Source organism: Shewanella sp. JNE2, from assembly GCF_023159115.1.
GTDB classification, from domain to species: Bacteria; Pseudomonadota; Gammaproteobacteria; order Enterobacterales; family Shewanellaceae; genus Shewanella; species Shewanella putrefaciens.
This window is the reverse complement of record NZ_CP096169.1, coordinates 4,284,252-4,304,826: the sequence shown is the minus strand read 5'-3', so window position 1 is coordinate 4,304,826 and position 20,575 is coordinate 4,284,252. Positions and strand designations below refer to the sequence as shown.

Here is a 20,575-nt window from a genome sequence, read left to right as displayed (position 1 = left end):
AATAGAGTAGCCGCAGAAAATCTGCACTAATAAAAGAATGCTTTGATAAGGGTGCGAGATAACAAACTAAGTTAATACAGTATGATAGGTGCCTACGTAAGTTGGCACAATACCACTTTAGACCTGTTACTTAGTTTACTACCTGCGCTAGGATCAGCGGAGAAAGATAAATGAATGGTCGAAATAATCACGTTGACTAGGCATCATGATATGTCGTGTGCGCCGGATATGCGCCATAATTTTAGATTTCCTCTTCATATACAACTCCATTATGACTTAGAGAAAATGATAGAAACGTTTTATTACGGTATAGAGTTTATCTGTGTGTTATAAATAAAAATATGATCAGTGTCTTGTTTTTAATTAAGTGTAATTATTTATTTCATCTATTTTTGTATTTGTTAAAAGCAGTCAATCGTCCTTAAGTACCATTATCTAAATTACAAATGTAAATATCCTTAATGCATTATAGTATTAAATATTGCATAAAACATTTAATGATATTTTTCTAATTATAATTAAATGACTACTACAATGGTGAACATCATTTATAGCGCATGCCATATTTGAATTATTATGCATAAATATTCTTTATAAAATCATCTTTACCTATTAAAAGTGATAATGTTCTTAGATTTATTCTTAGATTTGAGGGGGGAGATCTGAAATTTGTCATTTGTGCCTAATATCGTGATTAGCTTGACGTAAATGGTGCTCGTTGACTTAGAGGCAGCAGTATACTGATTTCAATAATTTTTTATGTTGTAAGTGTTTGACTGGTATTTAGGTTACTATTTTGCACTGTTCCCAGTGCTAAATCGTCGTACACTGTGAGAGCTATATTATTGGAGAGAATATCATGGCGGATGAGCAATTTACTGAAACGGGATTTTGGAGCAAAATCAAACTCTTTAGCCGTCAGGCGGGCAAGGATGTCATTGAGCGCGCTCTATGGCTCTATTATGCCGCGCAAAGGCCGAATACACCTAAGTGGGCTAAGTCTGTGATTTTTGGGGCCTTGGCTTACTTTATCTCGCCTTTGGATGCGATCCCTGACTTGACACCTTTAGTTGGCTTTACCGACGATTTAGGCGCTCTCGCTGCTGCTTTGACTATGGTAGCTCTATATATTGATGATGAAGTGAAATCCCTCGCAGCAGATAAACTGGCACTTTGGTTTGGGGATGAGTCACCTAATGCTAAAAGTTAAGTCTTCTGCGATGACTTGTAACACGAATATTTTACGGTAAAAATATGATTTTATTAGTAGTTACTGATTCGGTGTGAATTTTAGCGTGTTAAAGGGGAATTATTTTTTTGCAAATGTTTCACTATTGCTTAATTGCGCTATATGCTAACGCTGTTTTGTGAACTCATTGTGTGTGTTTAGGCCAAGAAATGAAAAATATGATGGTGGTGCTCCTATGGTTTTTAGGTGTCGCCGCTGCAATCCCCGCGTTTGCTGATAAGGCATCTCCAGAACAACTTGCCCGTCTATACCTCGATTATATGACTCAAAGTAGTCGCCAGAGTGAAGTACTGTGGCCGGGATTTAGGCTTGAGGATAAAGTCCATCTGTTTAGCTATGGTGGCAATGTGTGGTTACGCCAACCAGGAGGCGAGATCATCCAAGATAACAGCGTGTTAGAATCTGTTAACTTGCATTCTGGATTATCAGTCAACTTTGGATTTCCACAATATCAGGGGCTACCAGGTGTTTTAATCCAGTTTGAAGCGCCGACAATTCAATTTGCTGCTGACACAAAAATCACCGATTTATCCTTTTTAGTTTGGGCGGGTAATAGCTTACACGAAGCATTTCATTTTTATGCTCAGTCGGAATGGCGAATATTAGAAGAAGGACGCCGTTATGAAGGTGAGGTTTTTCCGCTCAATCTTGACGCTCGCTATTACCGCTTACAGTTATTTAATGCCTTGATGGTGGCGTTAATGCAACCCGAGCAACAGTCTGTACAACTGGGTTATGCCGCCTATTGGCTGCAGCTATGGCGTCAAATTGCACCTAACGAGGATAGGGCGGGGTATTTAAATGATCTCGTGGAAGGCAGCGCTAAGTATATCGAGTTAGTGGCAGGCGCACGCTTGTTAAGTCAAAATCAATCCTACTTGGGTTACCAAAAGCTGTTGTTGCAGTATGTTCATAATTATTATCAACAACAAAAGATGCTGGGTGGATGGGCTGCTGAGGCGGAAAATATTGGCGCTATTGCGGGCATATTATTAGATATCAATCAAGATCCCTATGTGTGGAAAGAATCGGTTATGTCAGGCATGTTAGCCGTAGATCTGTTGCTTAATCGTGTGAAGCCGATAGTGCCACCCGTTGAAAAACAGAGTGCGCAGAAAAAAAATTTACAGAATATGTTGGCCTATTATCCTGCAACACATCAGAAATTAGCGCAGTTGCTTAAGGATATTCAGGACCCAAAAGTGCCTTTACTCGTGATGCCAAGTGTGAGTGATAGCAGTAGTTTTATCGATGTGGGGGATGTGCGCTCAGGCTTTTACGTGGTGCCCTATCAAGGGGAGATGACACAAGCTTATTTAGGGATGAGTGCACAATTCAGCAACTTAAATGTTAATGGTAGTCCACTATTGGATGTCCCTCTACAGAATTATTGTGAGGGCATTGAAGCCGCAACTCTGTTACCTTTAGCATTTCCCTTCCAGCGCGAGGGGCAGTATTTAGTATTCAATGAACTGGAAATCCATGGAACAATCAGGGTTTCTGCAAGTGTTGTTGAGGGGCGAACTCTCTACTGTGCGATGAATTAATAATGAGAAAAAACCAACTCGAATTTACCTATATGCGTGGCATCGCGATTATCTTAATCGTACTTGGTCACAGTGTTTATAACTCTGGACAAGGGTTTCCACTGCTATTAGAAAACTTACTCAGGGGAGGCACTGCACTGTTTGTGTTTATCTCTGGCTATTTTTTTCATCGTATTTTCTACAAAGATTTTGATTATAGTAAGTTTATGAAAAATAAAGTACATAATGTACTTTATCCCTTTTTAATCGTGTCCTTTGTCGGCCTATTTTTCTTATGCTTGCGCTGGATATTCATGGAGCAACAACCGCTCGATAACGTGCTATTGAGTATCTTTTATACCGTGAGGAATGGTTATATCCTCTATCCCCACTGGTATATCCCCTTCATTATGGCGGTTTTTCTATTCTCGCCCGTATTTTTATGGTTTATCCGGTGTTCTCAGTCGATGCGCTGGACACTCTTTGTACTGAGTTGTGTGGTGGCTATTTATCTGCATCGCCCCATAGGTAACGTCAATTTTATTCATTCTATGGTGTATTTTATGCCCTTCTATTTGATAGGCATTCTATATTCACAAGATGAACATCTTGTGACACGCTTTGGAGGAATAATCACTGGATTAGCGATCATTTTCTTAGTCGTGAGTTTGGTTGAGCAGAGCTATATAGTGGGGCATATTGGTAACTATCATAAAGCGCCATTTGAATATAATGGTGTCGATTGGCAATTTATCCAAAAGTTATGTTTGTGTGTATTAGCACTGAATTTCTGTGAGTGGCTTTCGGGGCGCAGCCGTTTACCTTGGCTGATAGAGATAGCGGAGATGAGTTTTGCCATTTTCTTTATCCATCCTCTTTTCGATATGCTGATTGGTGTGGTCACTAAACTATTACGTTACCGTTTACCACCTGGGTCTTGGGTGACTAGCGTGCTGTTTTCTGCGGGGATTTTCATATTCCTCATGGTGGGCAGTATTATTACGGCACGGTTTATTAAAAAGCGCCTCGGCAATCGTTCTCGTACTTACATTGGTTGGTAATCCACACCACGAGCACAAGGGAAATTCAGTTTAAATTTATTCCCTTGTGCTAAGTTGTTTTTCATCAAAAATGGAGAACAATATGAAAAACAGCATTATCCTTCAGAGCCTTGGGCTCACAACGCTATCATTACTGGTCATGCCCTCACTCGCTAACACTGTTAAGCCACAGGATGCGTTTTTTGCGCAAATAGCGAGCCACTGTGGGCAAGCCTTTGCGGGCAAAGTGGTATCAGGTGATAGCGCCGATTCGGCATTTAGTGGTAAGCCGTTAGTGATGCATGTGCGTGAATGCACTGATATTGAGCTAAAAATTCCTTTTCATGTGGGTGATGACCACTCACGTACTTGGGTGCTGACAAAGACATCCCAAGGGCTTAGGCTAAAACACGATCATCGACATCAAGATGGCAGCGAAGATGCTGTGACCATGTATGGCGGTGATACTGTAGATGAAGGGACAAATCAAAAACAGTCATTTCCGATTGATAAAGAATCGATTGATAACTTTATGAAAAATGGTCTGACTCAGTCTGTGACGAATGTGTGGCATATGGCGATAACGCCAACGATGTTTAGCTATCAACTCACCCGTGAAAACCGCGATTTTAAAGTGGATTTTGATCTAACTCAGCCACAGCCTTTGCCACCCGCTCCGTGGGGACATAAGTAATTGTCAGTGATAGTGAAATGGTATTTATTAAATGATAAATACCATTTCCTATTAAATCAGGTGACTAAAATATTAACACTTACCACAAGTGAACAGCATGTGTTATTGCGCTATTCCTAAACTAAATAAAAACCCAGTTTTAGAGAGATACCGGGGTTTTATTGATTACCTCATGTCTATTATCTTAGTGGGTTGCCAGATAGTTTGATTGTGGTGGGAGACCAAAATTAGCGTGCATTTTTGTTCGCAAATCATCTCAGCAACGCGCTTTTCTGTCTCTTCATCTAATGCCGAGGTGGCCTCATCCATTATCAGAATTGGCGCATTTTTGATAAGCGCACGTGCTAAGGCAAGCCTTTGGCGTTCCCCTCCCGATAACCCTGCACCTTGTAAGCCGACTTCTTGGTAAATGCCCAGTTCTGATCTGTCTAATACTTCATCTAGCGCCACTTGGCGTGCTGCTTTATCTACGGCTTGATCGTCGGCATCAGGGTTACCAATGCGAATATTACTGGCAATGGTGCCTGTAAAGATGAGTGGATCCTGCGGCACATAGGCGAAAAAGCGGGCAAGTTCAGCAGTGGGGATTGACGTGAGTGGCACCTTGCCCAAAGTGATCAGGCCTAGGGTGGGATCATCAAAGCGCATCAATAACTTAAGTAAGCTGGTTTTACCTGAACCGCTCGGGCCGCCAATCAGCACGCGTTCACCTGGCTCGATAGTGGCATTGATATTTTGCACCGCAGGAGGAAATGTTACGTTATTCAGTTCGATTGTATGACTGTTCGGTGTCTTTTGTTGTGCTTGGCTTGGCTCTTTGAGCGTTGGCGCATGAGTCGCTTGTCGATAGTGTTTAATAGCCGCTAGCTGATCATTAATGCCTATTCCCGCCACGGCGAGAGTCTCAAGTGGCGCCGCCGCGCGCATGGTCAACATCAAGACAGCGAGCAGCATTGTCGTATTGTTTATACCGGATAGCACCAGATAGAGTGCCATGCTTGCAATAGGTAAAAAGCTGGCGATAGCCGACAGTAATGTTGCTATAGCAGCGGCGCGATTAGTTCGTTCCAATGCGATTTCTTGTGCCAACCAGTTTTGCTCCAACCGTGTTGTTGCGCCGCGATAACCTGCTGCTGTGCGCAGTAACTCTAGGTGGTCGATCAGTTCAAGGGTTGACTGATCCGCTGCCAATTCAGTGTTGTTTCGGTCCATATCTGCGCGGGCAAGGGCTCGTTGCGCCATACTCTGAATCACAAATGACACGAGCAACAAGCTAGCCAACATCAGTACCAGTGGCATGCCACCGATCAATCCTATGCCAAAGGTAATGCAGAGTGGAATAAGCGGTGCATGAATAAATACCTGAAATTGATGTGCCGGAATACTCATAAAGCCAGGAATGCTCCGAGAGACAGTTTCTATGAGTAGTGTCCTGACACTCGGTGTAAACCAAGAGAGTTTAGCTTGTTGCATGGTCGTGCCTAATGCACTGTAGAGCGCATTGGCCAGACTTGCGCCAGCCCAAAAACCTGAACGCGAAGCCAGTATTGTAGTGAGTATGGTTATTGCGGCAATCGATAGCACTTTTTGCGGTGATTGCTGCTGAGTAATGGCTAAAGCCAGTTGAATGTAGCATGCGGCTTCCAATATGGCCGCCACAGCCCAACCGCAGGCAACAGGAATTAAGTGCTTTATGGCTGCGTAATCTTGGGGACGATTTATCATTGGCCTTCTCCTTCCCTGTGATGATGCTTGAGTGCGAGCTTGTCATCCGCCAGCTCGGCAAGCGTTAAGTCATGGGTGACCATCACAATGGTTTTGTGGTTTGTTTTTGCGTGATGGCGTATTGCTGTGAACACGTTAAACGCCGTTTCGCTGTCTAGGGCCGATGTGGGTTCATCAAGCAATATCACCCTAGCGGGTGAAAGAAACACACGGGCAAGATTAACGCGTTGTATTTCACCTCCAGACAGTGTGCTTGCATGAGTAGTTAAGGGTTTATCCAATTGCGCACAGTGTAATGCTGCTAAGTAATCCTCATCCGTGGCATCAGGTGCGGTGAGTGCGAGATTGTCCGCGATGGAGGTTGCTAGTAGTCCCGCACTTTGCGGTAATAGCATGATCGCGCGATTAATCGAGGCTTCATCCATCTCTTTGAGTGCAATACCTGCGAGTCGAATATCTCCGGCATTTAGCGGCTCCATGCCAGCTAATAAGCGCAGTAATGTGGATTTGCCAACACCACTGATCCCTGTAACTGCCGTCACTCTGCCAGATCTAAATTGATAGTTAATGGGCACAGATTGATTGCTTGTAGACAGTGAAGGCACAACATTCGTGAGGGTGAGCTGCATATTTGCATTAAGCTCAATATTGCCGTTACCAACAGGAACTCTCGACTGCTCAAGAAAATCCGTTAGCCGCTGAGCGGCAGCGCGGCCCGTGGCAAGATAATCAAGTCCATGCCCGAGCTTTAGGGCTGGCGTGACTATGGCCAGACTGAAGAACAAGGCGGCAGCCAGGTTTTCTGGGGGCCATTCATACACGATGGCATAGACAATGGCAAAAGTACAGACAGCCTGCAGTAGTGATGTGGCCACGGCGACTGAAGTTGATACCTTGCTTACCCGCTCAAGAATATCCCCAATAAAATGTGTCGTTGCCTTTTGGTAGTCGGCCATAGCACCCGTTTGTACGCCATAAATGCGAAATACAGGCGCACCACGCGAGTAATCATCCACTGCAGCAGTGATATTTCCCATCACATTGACTCGTGCTTCCCCCTGTTTTGCAGCAAGCCTTGGGATCACCACCAAATAGAAAAGTGCTGCGACTAGACCTGGGATAAGGGCAAGTAATGCCACTAAGCCCGCGCTTAAGATCAGCAAACCGATAGTGATGGCAGGGACAATGATAAAGGTCGCTAACTCAGAGGGTAAATGCGCGATCATATGATGCAATGACGCTATGTCATCGACCATTAATCGCTTTAACTTTTCGCCCTTATATTTTGCCAAAGTACTTGGTGGCAGCCTGACAAGATGCGCTGCAACATGACGCCTTAATCTTCCAGAAAATTGCGCCTCAGCATTGTGATTAATCCAAGAGGCGCTACCAGAAAGCAGTGCCGACAATATCCAAAATATGAGCGCACCCGCTAACCATAGTGAGTGATGACCAGCAATAAGTTGAATCATGCACCAGAGTGCACCTAGTGTCGTCACGCCAGCACCTGCCGCTAGCAGCATTCCGAAAGTGAGTGCGGGAATCGCCGGACGTAGGGCGAAGGCTAATGTTGAAGTGGGACTGAAAAGTCGCTGCATTTTAATGTTCACCTAAAAAATCGAAGTGGAACAGGCTGGGCTTCGGTCTGGAAAGTGTGATTAACACAAGGCCAATGAAGCGATGAAGTCTTGATATTGCAGAGTAAAAAATAGTCTGAGTGCCAGAGTTTATGGGCAAATGAACATCCACGAGCCAAATTCCTTGTTTCATAAAAGTTGAACCGCCATGAGATGGCGACCATATTAAGCGGTCATTTTTATTTATCAACATAGTGTTGATAAATGTTTTGAACGGCGATAATATAATTGATAACCATTCTCATTGGCAACAAATCTTTCGTATAAGGAGTTATTACACATGCCCCGATTTGGTAAGTTTTACCCACAATCAAAGTGGGTTATCGGTTCTCTTGCGCTGGGGCTTAGCGCTATTTCAGGCTCAACTATTGCTGATAGTGGAACTGCTCCGGATAAGCAATCCAAGCAACAAGATGCAGCGGGAAATATTGAAGTCATCACAGTTTACGGTCAGAAAATCGAGCGCACGCTGAAGGAAACGGCGAGCTCAGTGACAGTGATCACTGAAGAACAGTTGAGGAAAAATGCGGACCAATCAACGATTTCTGAAATTCTCGGCGGTACGCCAAACTTAATTTATGCCGGAAATACCGATGCGCCCATTATCCGCGGTACGGATACCAAAGGGCCTGTTGCAGCGGGTAATGCCTATTTATCTAAGCCTGTACCCGGGGCAACTATCAGTGTTGATGGTAAATATCTGAGCCCCGCAGAACTGGATTTAGGCGCCGCAGGCGTGTGGGATGTGTCGTCTATTGAAGTTTACCGTGGTCCGCAAACGACCAGTCAAGGAGCCAACAGTATTGCTGGCGCCGTCGTGATCCATACCCATAACCCCACTTATACGCCAGAGTTTGCAGCGCAAGCACTTTATGGTAGTCGGAATAAGCAGCGTTTTTCGGTTATGGCATCTGGTGCGCTCAGTAATGACTTTGCCGCAAGAATTAGCGCAGATTACAGCGCTAGAGATACCTTTGTTGATTACGTTAACCCCGATTTTACTGCCCATGATTTAGATTTTGAGTTTAAAAACCAAAATCTACGGGCGAAGTTGCTATGGGAACCCGAAAAATACAGCAACTTTTCCGCCATGCTGACTTATTCCTCCACTGAGGCTAAACGTCCCAGAAACGAGGTGGTATCAGAACCCTATGATGACTTAGAAAATCGTTCAATTTTTCAGGATAATCAAGAAGTCAGCAATCATGTTGGAATTTTTGATCTTGAATATGTGTTTGACAATGGGATGAAGCTGCATAACCAACTGCAGTATTCAGAAGGCCAGTTTGATTATCGATTTGCAGCACCTTATCAAGGGATTGCAAAACGAGATAATGAAAACTTTTCGAATGATATAAGGCTGAACTTTGGTGACAAAAGTTCAGAGTTTAGTGGGGTTGCCGGTGTCTTCTACTGGGATGATAAAACCAACAACAAGCTGAACAACGTATTTGGTAATGCCGACGCCGACCTGAGACATACCAGTTTTGCCCCCTACGGTGAAGTCATATGGCGCTTCTCACCTAAGTGGGCATTCACCAGCGCACTCCGTTATCAGTCTGATGAAATTAGCCACGATGGTATTGCCAGCTACATCCCAAATGTTCGTCATCAATATGAAGAGACGTTTACGGCGTTATTACCTAAGGTTGCCCTGTCCTATGATCTGACAGATAACGTCTTGGTCGGCGCTATGATCAGTGAAGGTAACATTCCTGGGGGCACAGGCATTAACTTCCGCGGTGGCGAATATTATACATTCGATGCCGAATCGGCATGGAACTATGAACTTTTTACCCGTATCGATCTGCTTGAACAACGCTTAATCATAAATAGTAATCTCTTCTACACCCGCTTTAAGGATTCACAACGTTCAGTTACTGACTACCTAGATGGACGTCCCTTTGGTTCTGTCATTATTAATGCCGATGAAGCGCAAAGCTATGGGATTGAATTAGATTGGAACTTTAAAGTGGCCGATAGTTTTAGCCTATATGGTGGGCTGGGTTTACTTGAAACTGAGATAAGTGAATTTAATGACTACCGTGGTGAGGAGTTTGTCGGCAACGAGTTTAGTAAAGCGCCAGGATATATGTTCAATCTTGGGTTTGACTATGCGATTACAGACGCCTTTAAAGTGAGCGGTGATGTGCGTCATACGGATGGATACTTTTCAACGGATACCAATGAGCCTGAGTTAAGAGTGGGGTCTTACACAACGGTAAACCTGAATTCTTCCTATCAAATCAACCAATATTTTGAAGCCTTTGTTTATGCGCGCAATTTACTGGATGAACGTGCGCCCGTGGCAAAAATGGCTGACAGAAGTACCGGAGGCGTGGATGCATATTTACTTGAACCTCGAGAAATAGGTGTAGGCGTTAGGGCGAAGTTTTAGCAGCTAGCTTCTACCCGCGGTATTGGCTATTGCCATGCAGCGGGTAGCAAGAGCGGTTAGAATGGCTTTTTTGCCTTGGAAACCTTATCGATATGACACAAGTACCGGAGCAACCTACTCAAAAACGCCAGCGTGGCAGACCAAGCCGTATTTCCCGTGAGGCTATCGCCAGAGCTGCGTTGGAGATTGGAGTTGATCAAGCGACCATCCCAGCTATAGCGGCGCATTTAAAGGTCGATCATTCTTCCCTCTACCATCACGTAGCAGGTCGAAATGACGTTATCTCCATTGCTGCTGAGCTTGCTATCAATGAGCTGGACTGGCGAGCGCCAGCGGCCACCGATTGGCGGAGCGAATTGATCATATTGACCGATGCCATTTGGGCACTGTATGAGCGTCATCCTGGCCTCGCTGAATCTATTCATCAGGCCAGTGTTACCCCGTCATCGGGTATACGTTCTTTTGCTGAATCGGTCGAAAAGCTGCAACACAAAGGCTTCTCCCTCGATGAGGCCGTGCTTGCCGTTGATATCTTAGTTGACATGGTGGGGGAGTGCTTTTTGGGATGGTGGTCAACCACTAAACCAGAAGCCGATGGCCGGACACGTAAAGAGCGAATTATCGCAATTTGGGAAGATGAAGCCACCAAACTCCCTGATAAAGCTGAGCAGATAAATGCGATGGTAGACATCATGAAGGTGGGCGCCCGCAAATGGTGGGAGCGAAAACGTGACTTAGTGTTAGCGGGTATTGCCGTTACCCATGCCCAAAAGGCAGGGGGATCCGATAAGGCTCAAACATAGCGCGTCGATATGAAAACCTCATAGCGGCTGCAGATTAGTACAAGATTTATTGCGTATAGGAAGTATCAGCTTGTGAAGGTGGTTTATGCACTGACGTGCTTTTTTGTGCTTTGTTTTGCCTCATTGCTGCTAGGCGCAAAGTATGCCTCTGTGGCGCAGATGCTGACGTTATCGGATGATGTCTGGTTGGTGTTATCTGCGAGTCGCTTGCCGCGGCTCTTTGCCTTGATTTGCTCAGGCGTAGGGCTTGCAGTCTGTGGCGTAATATTGCAGCAGATTGTGCAAAACAAGTTTGTTGAACCTGCTACTTGTGGCGGGCTTGATGCCGCCAAACTAGGCATATTAATTTCAATCATTCATGCCCCGAGTATGGGGGTCACCGCCAGGATGTTGGGGGCTTTGGTTTTTTGCTTGCTTGCGAGCTTAGCCTTTATTCTGATTATTCGTGGTATTCGGTATAAGAGTCCGGTGCTCATTCCAATTATTGGGATTATGTTTGGCAGTGTACTCAGTGCGATAGCGGAACTTTATGCTTATCAAAACAATATGATGCAAAGTATGCAGGGATGGATGTTGGGTGATTTTTCAAAAATCGTGCAGGGTAACTACGAAATCATCTATCTGATCCTTCCCGTAGTCATACTGACCTACCTTTATGCACAGCGCTTTACCATTGTAGGAATGGGCGAAGGCTTAGCTACCACACTAGGCCTGAGTTATTTCAACCTAGTTATCTTAGGGTTAGTACTGGTTTCCCTAACCATAGCGACCACAGTTATCACAGTCGGGAGCATTCCATTTATTGGTTTGATTATTCCTAATCTTGTCGCTATGCGTTACGGCGATAATTTAAAACGTACCTTGCCTATTATCGCCTTTGCTGGCGCAACACTACTGATTATCTGTGACTTGCTTGGTCGGCTTGTTTTGTATCCCTTTGAAATTCCGATAGGTCTAACGGCAAGCTGTTTAGGTGGACTCATATTTTTAGTTATCGTTTGGAAAATCAAATGAAAGACAGTGCATGGCGTTTTTTGAGCTGGGGGCTGCCTATTATGTTGGCAGTCACATTTTTATTGATGGGCTCAGGCTTTGATTTTGACTATGTCATACCGAATCGATTGGCGCGTTTGGGTACAATTTGCCTTGGTGGTGTCTGTATTGCGTTTTCTTCGATACTGTTTCAGACCTTAGCCGGAAATCGCATTTTAACGCCATCTATCATGGGGTATGAAGGGGTTTATTTGATTTTGCAGGCACTGTTGATCCTTATCTTAGGGACGGGAAGCAGTATTCTGATCACCGCTAACAGCAATTTCTTTGTCTCAGTCGTGGTGATGTTGCTTTACTCAATGGCGATTCATCGTTGGCTATTTAGTGGAGATCGACATGATGTGTTCTTCCTACTGCTTGTGGGCTTAGTGCTCACTGTGGTGTTAGGCAGTTTTACTCAGTTAATCCAATATTCTATCAGTCCCGGTGAGTTTTCTATTTTCCAGAGCTACAGCTTAGCGTCGTTCAACCGCGCTCAACCAGAGCAATTACTTATCTCTCTAGTACTTGTCAGTGCCGTGTGTATTGCCGCTTGGAGAGTGCGTGCTGTACTTGATGTATTACTGATGGGGCGGGAGCAAGCTATCTCTCTTGGTATTGATTATCAAAAAGTGGTGCGCCTGCTATTGGGTCTTATCGCGGTATTGGTCGCAATATCAACCAGTTTAGTGGGGCCGACTGCTTTTATGGGGATATTTGTCGCGAACATGGCCTATGCACTGGCAAGGCATCCGTCGCACTCATTTACTTTGATAACAGGATGCGCCGTTGCTATCTCGGTTTTTCTGATCGCGCAAATGCTCGTTGAGCATCTGTTTAATTATCAAACCAGTGTTGGGCTGTTAATTAATCTATTTTGTGGCGCCTATTTCTTTGTCTTAATTCTTAAACCTCGGAGCGCAGTGTGATAACCGTCAATAACTTATATCAGTCTTATGGCGCGAAACCTGTGCTAAAAAATGTCACTGCACAATTTCCCGAACATCAGATGACTTCTCTCATCGGCCCCAACGGTGCCGGCAAAAGTACCTTACTGATGTCGATTGGTCGGTTACTGAATATCCAGCAGGGCGAGGTATTACTCAAAGGTACTGCTATCCACAATATTCCCTTGAAGGATTATGCCAAGCAAGTGGCAACCATGCGTCAGTTTAACAGCCTCAATTTACGCCTGACGGTCAGGGAGTTAGTAGCATTTGGTCGTTTTCCCTATAGCCAAGGGGCACTCACAAAGGAAGATCATCGCGCCATTGATGAAGCGCTGTCGTTTTTAGCTTTACAGTCATTAGCCAATGTATTTATTGATGAACTTAGCGGCGGACAACGCCAAATGGCTTTTCTGGCAATGGCGATTGCGCAGCAAACGGATTATTTATTGTTAGATGAACCGCTCAACAATCTGGATATGAAACATGCCGTTAGCATAATGCGGGCACTTCGCCATCTGTGTGACGATTACAAACGAACGGTAGTGTTAGTGGTTCACGATATCAATTTTGCAGCGAACTACTCCGACTATATTGTCGGCATGAAGCAAGGCGTTGTGCACTGCGCTGGACCCGTTGAAGAGGTCGTTACAGCGCAAAGGCTGAAAGCCCTGTACGAACTGGATCTTGAGGTGCTGAAAACGAGTCAAGGAACGGTATGTAACTATTTCAACTTCAACTTACAAGGAGAATACAAGTGACGTCGAAATGTAGAAGTGGGACTAAAGTGATAGCGATTCTGTTATTTAGCTCGGCTTTTTTGCTGGCCTGCGACAATAAAACCGAATCAGTACAGCTTGCATCATCGGATACGAGTGCTTCAACGGCTGAGTTGGATTTTGCCCCGATAGAGGTAGAGCATAAGTTGGGCACTACTGTTATCACAAAACGGCCAGTACGCGTTGCCGCCTTAGATATGAATGAAGTCGATTATCTCGAACAGTTGGGTATTCCCATTGTCGGTATGCCAAAGGATTTTGTTCCTTACTACCTGAAAGACTACAGCAACAATAGTGATATCGTTGATTTAGGCGCTATCGTTCAACCCAATATGGAACGTATTTATGCACTTAAACCCGATTTGGTGCTGATGTCATCCGTTCAAGCTAGTCATTATCAAGCGCTTTCCAATTTGGCACCAACCATTCATTTGGATATTGATTACCAAGACAGCAACAGCGATTACTTTGGTATAGTCACAAAACACTTATTGATGCTGGGTAAATTATTCGATAAGCAAACCTTGGCAAAACATAAAGTGGATGAACTGGAAACTAAGATCCAAGCCGCCAGAATGGTGATTAAGGACAGGCCTGAAAAAGCCTTAGTGGTGCTACATAATAATGGTGCTTTTCGATTTTTAGGTATTCGTTCTCGGTATGGGTTTATTTACAGTGCGCTAGGGGTTAAACCCGCTAGCCTTTCAGAGCAGATGGGATTGCACGGTCAACCTGTATCAAGCGAGTTTATTCTTGAAAACAATCCCGACATCATTTACGTGGTTGACAGAACCGCAGTGATGGAGCGAAGCCCTGTATTGGATAAACAATCTATCGATAACCCTCTCTTGCGTGAAACTAACGCTTGGAAGACGGGGAACATTATTTTTGTGGATCCAGAGGCTTGGTATATAACAGGTGCGGGCATAACATCCCTTAATATCATGATTGATGATGTGTTAAAGGGTTACGTAAAGTAGCTGACGACCCATAGCACGGTTTATCTTGAAGATAAAATAACGGCGAGTGATATCACTCGCCGTTTACATTGGAGGGAAAAGATTTAGCTTAGATGCTAAGGTCGTTTTAGTTAGCTCTAGGCTCAAAAGTGAAAGATTGTCCCGCTAACGCCGCTTCAAACATTAAGCCACCTTTTGCTGCGGTAAATACTGCCATACCATTGATATAGGCCCCAGTCGCGGATTGGTTTCCACCGGATTGGCCTGCAGCTGCAGAATTACCCTTAGTCCCCGCTTGTGCATTTGCCCCCATATTTATCGCGACAGCAGAGGCTTGAGCGTCGAACTCGAAACTACCGCTTGTAAAGGCATCGTAGGATTTTGCATCTTTAAAGAAGATGATTTCGCTGTAGGCTTGTCCTCCTAACTGAAAGCCTATGGATAGCTGAGTCATACTAGAATCACCAGTATAGACACCAGCTTGATAGACTCGTCCTTTTCCGTAGGCTGCACCTATACCAATACCGCCTTTCCCGATTGTTGGGAATAGGGCATAACCATAGGCAGTATCGAAAAATTTACGGGTTTCTTTTGCTTGATGGAAATTCGCTAAGGCTTTGTTATAGCTGTCATCTGCTCGTGTAGCGGGGGCGGTAAAGAGGCTCACAATAAGACATGTTGATACAGCAATTGCAGTTAAAAAAGATTTCATATGGATTCTCCTCAAGTACTCAGTTCCATCAGAGTACCCTTAATAGTGAATAATGACAGCTAATTACTGTGTTCATGTCAGCCGAGGTTCAGTTTGCTAGAGAAACGGCGAGGTTGATGCAGTATTGGATATTGAATCATGCTTTTAGTTCTGAGCGTTGTGTTTAGATTCTGCGGATTTGTCACTGACTTCATTCGATTCTTGTTGAAGGTGTTGCAGAAAGTCAAACTCCTCTGGAGTAAGTAGTTCTTCTGTTTGGGCTGTGGTTGTCGGTGTTGTAGGCGCAGCAAGATGCCCTTTTAAATAGGCGATACGGGTAATTTGTTTTAGGCCATAGGCTGCGAGTAAATAGATGCTCAGTAATAAGGTTAGGCGGGGTAAAGCGTGGGAGAATATGGAGAGTGAGTCACCAAGATAAAAGGGGATAACGACGACAAATGCGCGGATAAGCCAGTTAAGTAACATGGCTAAGGTTAGGCTAAAAAGCCAACGAAAACGGATTAAACGTAGGCTTGCCTGTGGTGCGTTGGGGGACTCTTGTTTGGGTACTTTGTAGCGTCTAAATAAAATCCACAGAGCAATAAAATATCCGCAGGTTTGTATCGAAAGTAACAGAGGTAACAGGATCCCCCAGTGGCTGATATCAATATTGATTTGATGCAGGATAATTTCAGCTTGAAACCAAATCGGATTTTTTTCTAAATCTATCCTGAGGAAGATATCGATTACTGCGATAAAAAGAGTAAAAATGGATGGCCAGTAATGTTTTGAAAAGCCAATAGGTTCAAAGCGTTGCTCTAAACTGCGTTTGCAATAAAGATAGAGCAAAGGCATAAGTAGGAAATATATTGGATTGATAAGATTAAATAAAATATGAATAGGGATCGGCGTATTATCGCGATTAAGCATGCCTGTGAGAAAGTAAAGTGCAATAAGACTGAGAAAGCTTGCCAGAAGTTTTTGATTGCCGTCTGCGTGGTAAAAATAGCGAATATAAATAGCGAGTGCGAGGCAATGCAAGCCTCCAAGTAATGATAGCCACCAATAAGCTTGAGCGAAAAAAGTATTAAATTCGTTCATGTGCGACACCTCGAGCCTTGTTATAACAGGGAAATGGGTGTCGCAAAAGTGTTACTAGGGGTTTTTCTTTGAATTGGCTATGCGTTGATGTCGATTGGATGCGGCCTCTGGCACTGTATCCGGAACTGGAACCCGTTCGGCGAGTAGGTGTTTAATAGCGCGTATCGGATGAGGTAACAGCATACGAGGTCCTGAGTAAATCATAATTTCTTTCACGATTTGTTTCTGGACGGGCTTGTAACAATGCACGGGGCATTTATTGCAGGTCGGCTTGTTTTGGCCGTAAGGACAGCGATCTAAACGAGTTGCGGCATAATCTAATAATTCAAGACAATCAGAACACAGACCATTTTCATCTTGTCCTTGGTGGTGTGCCTTGCAATAAATTTTCGCCATGGCAGCTATGGTTTGGTGTTCGTATAGAAGCTTGCCTGTGAGTAGTTCCGCTGCGTCCATTTGAATACCTTAGTCAGTTACTCGGATATCCTATCATAAGCAGTGAGATTGGCGCTGACAAAAGAGATGCGCCAATTTATGAAGGTGCGCACAAAATAAGGCTTTAAATTGATAAAGAAAATAATCTTAAGGTGCATCTTAAATATGGATGACTTTATCTGCGGCTAAGGTCCAACGAGTTAAATCCTGTAGTGTGCCAATGTCAGCGCCTTCAATAATCATCTCTGCATTCACACCACGTGCCTGTGCGCAGGTTTTACAGAGTAAAATAGGGACCTGTTGTGCGCTGAGGATTTCAAACATTTGTTGTAAGTTGTAGCTTAAATCCGGTGTTGTTTGGTTTTTGAGGGCACCAAAAATGGCATCTGACATTAAAAAGATCTTTAGACCTATCTTTTGTTCCTCTTGATCTTGCAATGCCATGGCAATCCGTAAGGTATTAAATAATTTTTCTGTGCCGTATGGGCTTGCATGGGCGACGATCAGTATTTGTTGCATAGCATTCCTTTTTTAGTGTTGCAAAATGTTGGCTTATCGCTAAGTGGGGAGATAAAGCTTAAGTTTAATGCAATTTATTATAACGATTTGAGTGTAAGATCGTATAAAAAGGCATAATTACTTGATTTACACTGATAGTATGGACTTTAATAGCGGTTAATCTCTGCTCAATTTTTAGATAAACCCCGTTGCCAGCCACCTCAAGGGATATGGCTTGGTAAGCCAATTGACACAGCTTCTGACGAGAAGCGGCCATCAAAGGTGAACAAGAATGAAGATCATTGTCGTAATAATACTGATTGCAATCGGTGTATTCCTATTTCGTCGCGCGCAGCGCTTGGCGAAAGAGGAGCAAGAAGCAATAACACCTAAAAAGACGACTGAAAACTCTACGGTTTATACTGAGCATCCTGAGCAGGTTGAAACAACCACCGCCGTTAATGAGGTAAAGGCCGTCGTTTTGCCAGAATCTGAAGTTGTTACCGCAAAAGAAGTTGAAGCAGAGCTAATGCCCCGCGAACCTCAAGCTCAGACGGCGTCTCAAGCACACACTCTTCATATTGCTCCTGATGTTAACGAGGCAGATGCGCCCGCTGCCCATAACGAAGAAGCGGTTATTATTTTAGGCTCGCCACCAAATGAAATGGGTGATCCAGTTGAAACCACACCTAAATTCGAGCCAATATCAGAGCTGGCAGCGCAATCCACATTAAATATGGGTTCAGCTTCCTCGACGTCAGAGATCAGTTTTGCCGCGCCAGATACGTGGGCAAATATCACATTACAACGCGCCTTTGAAGAATATCAACGGGCGGGCTCTGCCCTTGAACGATACACCGCGCTACAAAATATGATTGGTGAGTGTTACAAGCAGCGTAAATCTGCGGATTATCTTAACTATGGCGCTCAGCTAACACAGCCTTATCTTGCACTTTTCCACGCCGTTTCTGCAGAGAAAGACAAAGTGTCTGAGCTAAAAACCTCCGGTTTTTTACAACTCGCTACATTACTCAGTGATACTCAGGCATTTGATGCCGCTATTGCACTGTGCCAAGAGGCATTACTGCTAGGCTTAAGTGATGGCACTGTGACGGGCTTTGAGGGGCGAATTAGTCGTATCGAAAAGGCTCAGGCAAAAGTAGCAAAGGTTTAACGCAAATGAGTGGATTAATCCCTTAGGTGAAAAGCGGTTATTTCCCTCGCTTAGGCAGTGTAGAATCCAGCTTAACTGAATGCGCAAAAGCGAACTAAGGTTCGCTTTTTTTATGGGGTAGAGAAGATGAAGTTACGTTATACCTTGCCCAGTGTCCTGTTGGGATTATGGCTACTGAGTGGATGTACTAAAGCGCCTGAATGGACTCTTTTCTATTATCCTAATACCGATATAGTGCCTGCAGAGTCTTTGCAAGTTGATGATATTAATGGTTATTACGATACGTTAGAGCAGTGTCAGCGTAAGGCGCTTGGGATGCAGCGTTTAAGTCAGTCTAGCACTGCTGGAGTGTATCAATGTGGGCATCTGTGTGAGATTGATGCTAACTCTGTGCTTGTTTGTAAGACTTTGAGTCACTAGGCGGGTAAGTATGCAGTTTAAGCAGGATTTTTTTACTCAATTACCTGAGTTTTATTCTCAAGTATATCCGCAGGGACTCAGTCATCCACAGTGGTTAGCATGGAGTCATGATGCTGCCCAACTGATAGGCTTAACTCAACCTACGGACGAGTTACTGTTGGGGTTATCGGGTAATGCCGCCATCGATGGCGCCACTTATTATGCTCAAGTGTATAGCGGCCACCAATTTGGCGGGTATACACCGCGTTTAGGCGATGGCCGCTCAATTATTTTAGGTGAAGCGATAGGGCCGAATGGTGCATGGGATGTGGCACTTAAGGGCGGTGGTCCAACCCCATACTCACGTCATGGTGATGGCCGCGCCGTGATGCGCTCAGCCGTGAGGGAGTTCTTAGTCTCGGAAGCCTTATATCATTTACATGTACCTACGACTCGCGCCTTAGCCGTAATCGGTTCGGATATGCCTGTCTGGCGCGAGAGCCAAGAAACTGCGGCGATTACCGTGCGTTTAGCTCGTAGCCATATTCGTTTCGGCCATTTCGAATTTTTCTGCCACAGTGAACGCGGCCGTGCCGATAAGCTGCTCCAATTACTCAACTTCACTATTACTCAGCATTATCCTCATTTGAGTTGCGATCCATCGGGTTATAAAGCGTGGTTTTTACAGGTCGTCCAAGATACCGCTAAGATGATTGCCCATTGGCAGGCGGTGGGTTTTGCCCATGGAGTGATGAACACCGACAATATGTCGATTTTAGGGGATAGTTTTGATTTCGGCCCCTTTGCCTTTCTTGATACTTTTCAAGAAGATTTTATTTGTAACCATTCCGATCCAGAAGGTCGTTATGCCTTTGGTCAGCAACCTGGGGTCGGTTTATGGAATTTGCAGCGTTTAGCGCAGGCGCTCACGCCTGTAATCCCATCCGATGATTTAATTGCCATTCTTAATCAATACCAAGAGGCGCTAGTACAGACCTATTTGCTGTTAATGCGTGCCAAATTGGGGCTGACAACATTGGATAAATCAACGGCCGAGCAGGATAAGCAAGATCTTGAACTTATAGGTCAATTCACTGTGTTGATGGAAAAAAACCAACTGGATTACGCTCAAACATGGCGTCAATTTGGTCAGTTAGATCCAAGGAGTCAACATAGCTCCCTGCGGGATGATTTTATCGATACTCATCAGTTTGACACTTGGTATAAAGCTTATCAGCTTAGATTAGGGGACGTTACGGATATTGCGGCTTGGCAAACTGAGCGTAATAGTGTCAATCCTAAATATATTTTGCGCAATTATTTAGCTCAAGAGGCGATAATTGCCGTAGAAGAAGGTAACCTTGCGCCACTGCAGCGTTTGCAACAAGTGTTGAGTCAGCCATTTGCAGAACAAGTTGAACATGATGAGTTAGCTAAGCGTCCACCCGATTGGGGCCAAGGGTTAATTATGTCATGTAGTAGTTGATT

The 20,575-nt window shown here is 44.4% G+C and carries 20 protein-coding genes; 13 read left to right on the top strand and 7 right to left on the bottom strand.

Translation table 11 applies throughout. From position 1 onward, the window contains the following. Positions 1-153 precede the first annotated feature (153 nt). Complete coding sequence (gene speFL, locus MZ182_RS21490) at positions 154-237, bottom strand: leader peptide SpeFL (protein ID WP_224022194.1); 84 nt, start codon at positions 235-237, stop codon at positions 154-156. A gap of 622 nt (positions 238-859) precedes the next feature. Between speFL and MZ182_RS19085 the strand changes: the two genes are divergently transcribed. From MZ182_RS19085 to MZ182_RS19070, 4 genes are all read left to right on the top strand, one after another. Then, entirely contained in the window at positions 860-1,210 is a 351-nt protein-coding gene (locus MZ182_RS19085) for a YkvA family protein (RefSeq protein WP_011791050.1), read from the top strand. 188 nt (positions 1,211-1,398) lie between these two features. Further along, on the top strand, positions 1,399-2,796 hold the full coding sequence (locus tag MZ182_RS19080; RefSeq protein WP_248067886.1) for a hypothetical protein: 1,398 nt from the start codon (positions 1,399-1,401) through the stop codon (positions 2,794-2,796). A 2-nt stretch (positions 2,797-2,798) separates the two neighbouring features. Then, entirely contained in the window at positions 2,799-3,836 is a 1,038-nt protein-coding gene (locus tag MZ182_RS19075; RefSeq protein ID WP_011791048.1) for an acyltransferase family protein, read from the top strand. 82 nt (positions 3,837-3,918) lie between these two features. Continuing rightward, the gene (locus MZ182_RS19070; RefSeq protein WP_025008201.1) at positions 3,919-4,509 is read left to right on the top strand and encodes a hypothetical protein; all 591 of its coding nucleotides are present in this window, start codon (positions 3,919-3,921) and stop codon (positions 4,507-4,509) included. 165 nt (positions 4,510-4,674) lie between these two features. On the opposite strand, the gene MZ182_RS19065 is transcribed toward MZ182_RS19070, so the two are convergent. Beyond that, complete coding sequence (locus MZ182_RS19065) at positions 4,675-6,234, bottom strand: ABC transporter ATP-binding protein (RefSeq protein WP_248067888.1); 1,560 nt, start codon at positions 6,232-6,234, stop codon at positions 4,675-4,677. Continuing rightward, on the bottom strand, positions 6,231-7,832 hold the full coding sequence (locus MZ182_RS19060; protein ID WP_248067893.1) for an ATP-binding cassette domain-containing protein: 1,602 nt from the start codon (positions 7,830-7,832) through the stop codon (positions 6,231-6,233). Before MZ182_RS19060 ends, MZ182_RS19065 begins: the two co-directional genes overlap by 4 nt. Before the next feature lie 319 nt (positions 7,833-8,151). On the opposite strand from MZ182_RS19060, the gene MZ182_RS19055 reads away from it, so the two are divergent. The 6 genes from MZ182_RS19055 (at position 8,152) to MZ182_RS19030 (ending at position 14,810) form a co-directional block, all read left to right on the top strand. After that, positions 8,152-10,269 (top strand): TonB-dependent receptor, encoded by a 2,118-nt coding sequence (locus MZ182_RS19055; protein WP_248067896.1) that lies wholly within the window; start codon positions 8,152-8,154, stop codon positions 10,267-10,269. A 92-nt stretch (positions 10,270-10,361) separates the two neighbouring features. Continuing rightward, complete coding sequence (locus MZ182_RS19050; RefSeq protein WP_248067897.1) at positions 10,362-11,072, top strand: TetR/AcrR family transcriptional regulator; 711 nt, start codon at positions 10,362-10,364, stop codon at positions 11,070-11,072. 72 nt (positions 11,073-11,144) lie between these two features. Next, positions 11,145-12,086 (top strand): ABC transporter permease, encoded by a 942-nt coding sequence (locus MZ182_RS19045; protein ID WP_011920175.1) that lies wholly within the window; start codon positions 11,145-11,147, stop codon positions 12,084-12,086. Next, positions 12,083-13,033, top strand: coding sequence for an iron chelate uptake ABC transporter family permease subunit (locus MZ182_RS19040; protein WP_248067900.1), 951 nt, complete (start codon positions 12,083-12,085; stop codon positions 13,031-13,033). The genes MZ182_RS19045 and MZ182_RS19040 overlap by 4 nt, the downstream gene beginning before the upstream one ends. Continuing rightward, the gene (locus MZ182_RS19035; RefSeq protein ID WP_113939275.1) at positions 13,030-13,812 is read left to right on the top strand and encodes an ABC transporter ATP-binding protein; all 783 of its coding nucleotides are present in this window, start codon (positions 13,030-13,032) and stop codon (positions 13,810-13,812) included. Before MZ182_RS19040 ends, MZ182_RS19035 begins: the two co-directional genes overlap by 4 nt. Then, positions 13,809-14,810 carry a siderophore ABC transporter substrate-binding protein gene (locus MZ182_RS19030; RefSeq protein ID WP_248067905.1) on the top strand — a complete coding sequence of 334 codons (1,002 nt, stop codon included), beginning with the start codon at positions 13,809-13,811 and terminating at the stop codon, positions 14,808-14,810. The genes MZ182_RS19035 and MZ182_RS19030 overlap by 4 nt, the downstream gene beginning before the upstream one ends. Positions 14,811-14,916: 106 nt before the next feature. Here MZ182_RS19030 and MZ182_RS19025 read toward each other — a convergent pair whose 3' ends face one another. The 4 genes from MZ182_RS19025 to MZ182_RS19010 all read right to left on the bottom strand — a co-directional run bounded on the left by MZ182_RS19025 (position 14,917) and on the right by MZ182_RS19010 (position 17,535). Then, positions 14,917-15,501, bottom strand: a complete 585-nt coding sequence (locus tag MZ182_RS19025; protein WP_011791038.1) for a YSC84-related protein — start codon at positions 15,499-15,501, stop codon at positions 14,917-14,919. A 144-nt stretch (positions 15,502-15,645) separates the two neighbouring features. Further along, complete coding sequence (locus tag MZ182_RS19020; RefSeq protein WP_248067907.1) at positions 15,646-16,581, bottom strand: hypothetical protein; 936 nt, start codon at positions 16,579-16,581, stop codon at positions 15,646-15,648. Between the two features lie 54 nt (positions 16,582-16,635). Beyond that, positions 16,636-17,037 carry a nitrous oxide-stimulated promoter family protein gene (locus MZ182_RS19015; protein WP_011791036.1) on the bottom strand — a complete coding sequence of 134 codons (402 nt, stop codon included), beginning with the start codon at positions 17,035-17,037 and terminating at the stop codon, positions 16,636-16,638. Between the two features lie 138 nt (positions 17,038-17,175). Next, positions 17,176-17,535 carry a DsrE/DsrF/TusD sulfur relay family protein gene (locus tag MZ182_RS19010; RefSeq protein ID WP_011920170.1) on the bottom strand — a complete coding sequence of 120 codons (360 nt, stop codon included), beginning with the start codon at positions 17,533-17,535 and terminating at the stop codon, positions 17,176-17,178. Positions 17,536-17,806: 271 nt separating this feature from the next. Here MZ182_RS19010 and MZ182_RS19005 point away from each other — a divergent pair, with 271 nt between their 5' ends. From MZ182_RS19005 to MZ182_RS18995, 3 genes are all read left to right on the top strand, one after another. Next, positions 17,807-18,688, top strand: coding sequence for a hypothetical protein (locus tag MZ182_RS19005; protein ID WP_248067910.1), 882 nt, complete (start codon positions 17,807-17,809; stop codon positions 18,686-18,688). A 126-nt stretch (positions 18,689-18,814) separates the two neighbouring features. Continuing rightward, positions 18,815-19,108 carry a hypothetical protein gene (locus MZ182_RS19000; protein WP_248067913.1) on the top strand — a complete coding sequence of 98 codons (294 nt, stop codon included), beginning with the start codon at positions 18,815-18,817 and terminating at the stop codon, positions 19,106-19,108. Positions 19,109-19,118: 10 nt separating this feature from the next. Then, positions 19,119-20,573 (top strand): protein adenylyltransferase SelO, encoded by a 1,455-nt coding sequence (locus tag MZ182_RS18995; RefSeq protein ID WP_011920168.1) that lies wholly within the window; start codon positions 19,119-19,121, stop codon positions 20,571-20,573. Positions 20,574-20,575: the final 2 nt, after the last annotated feature.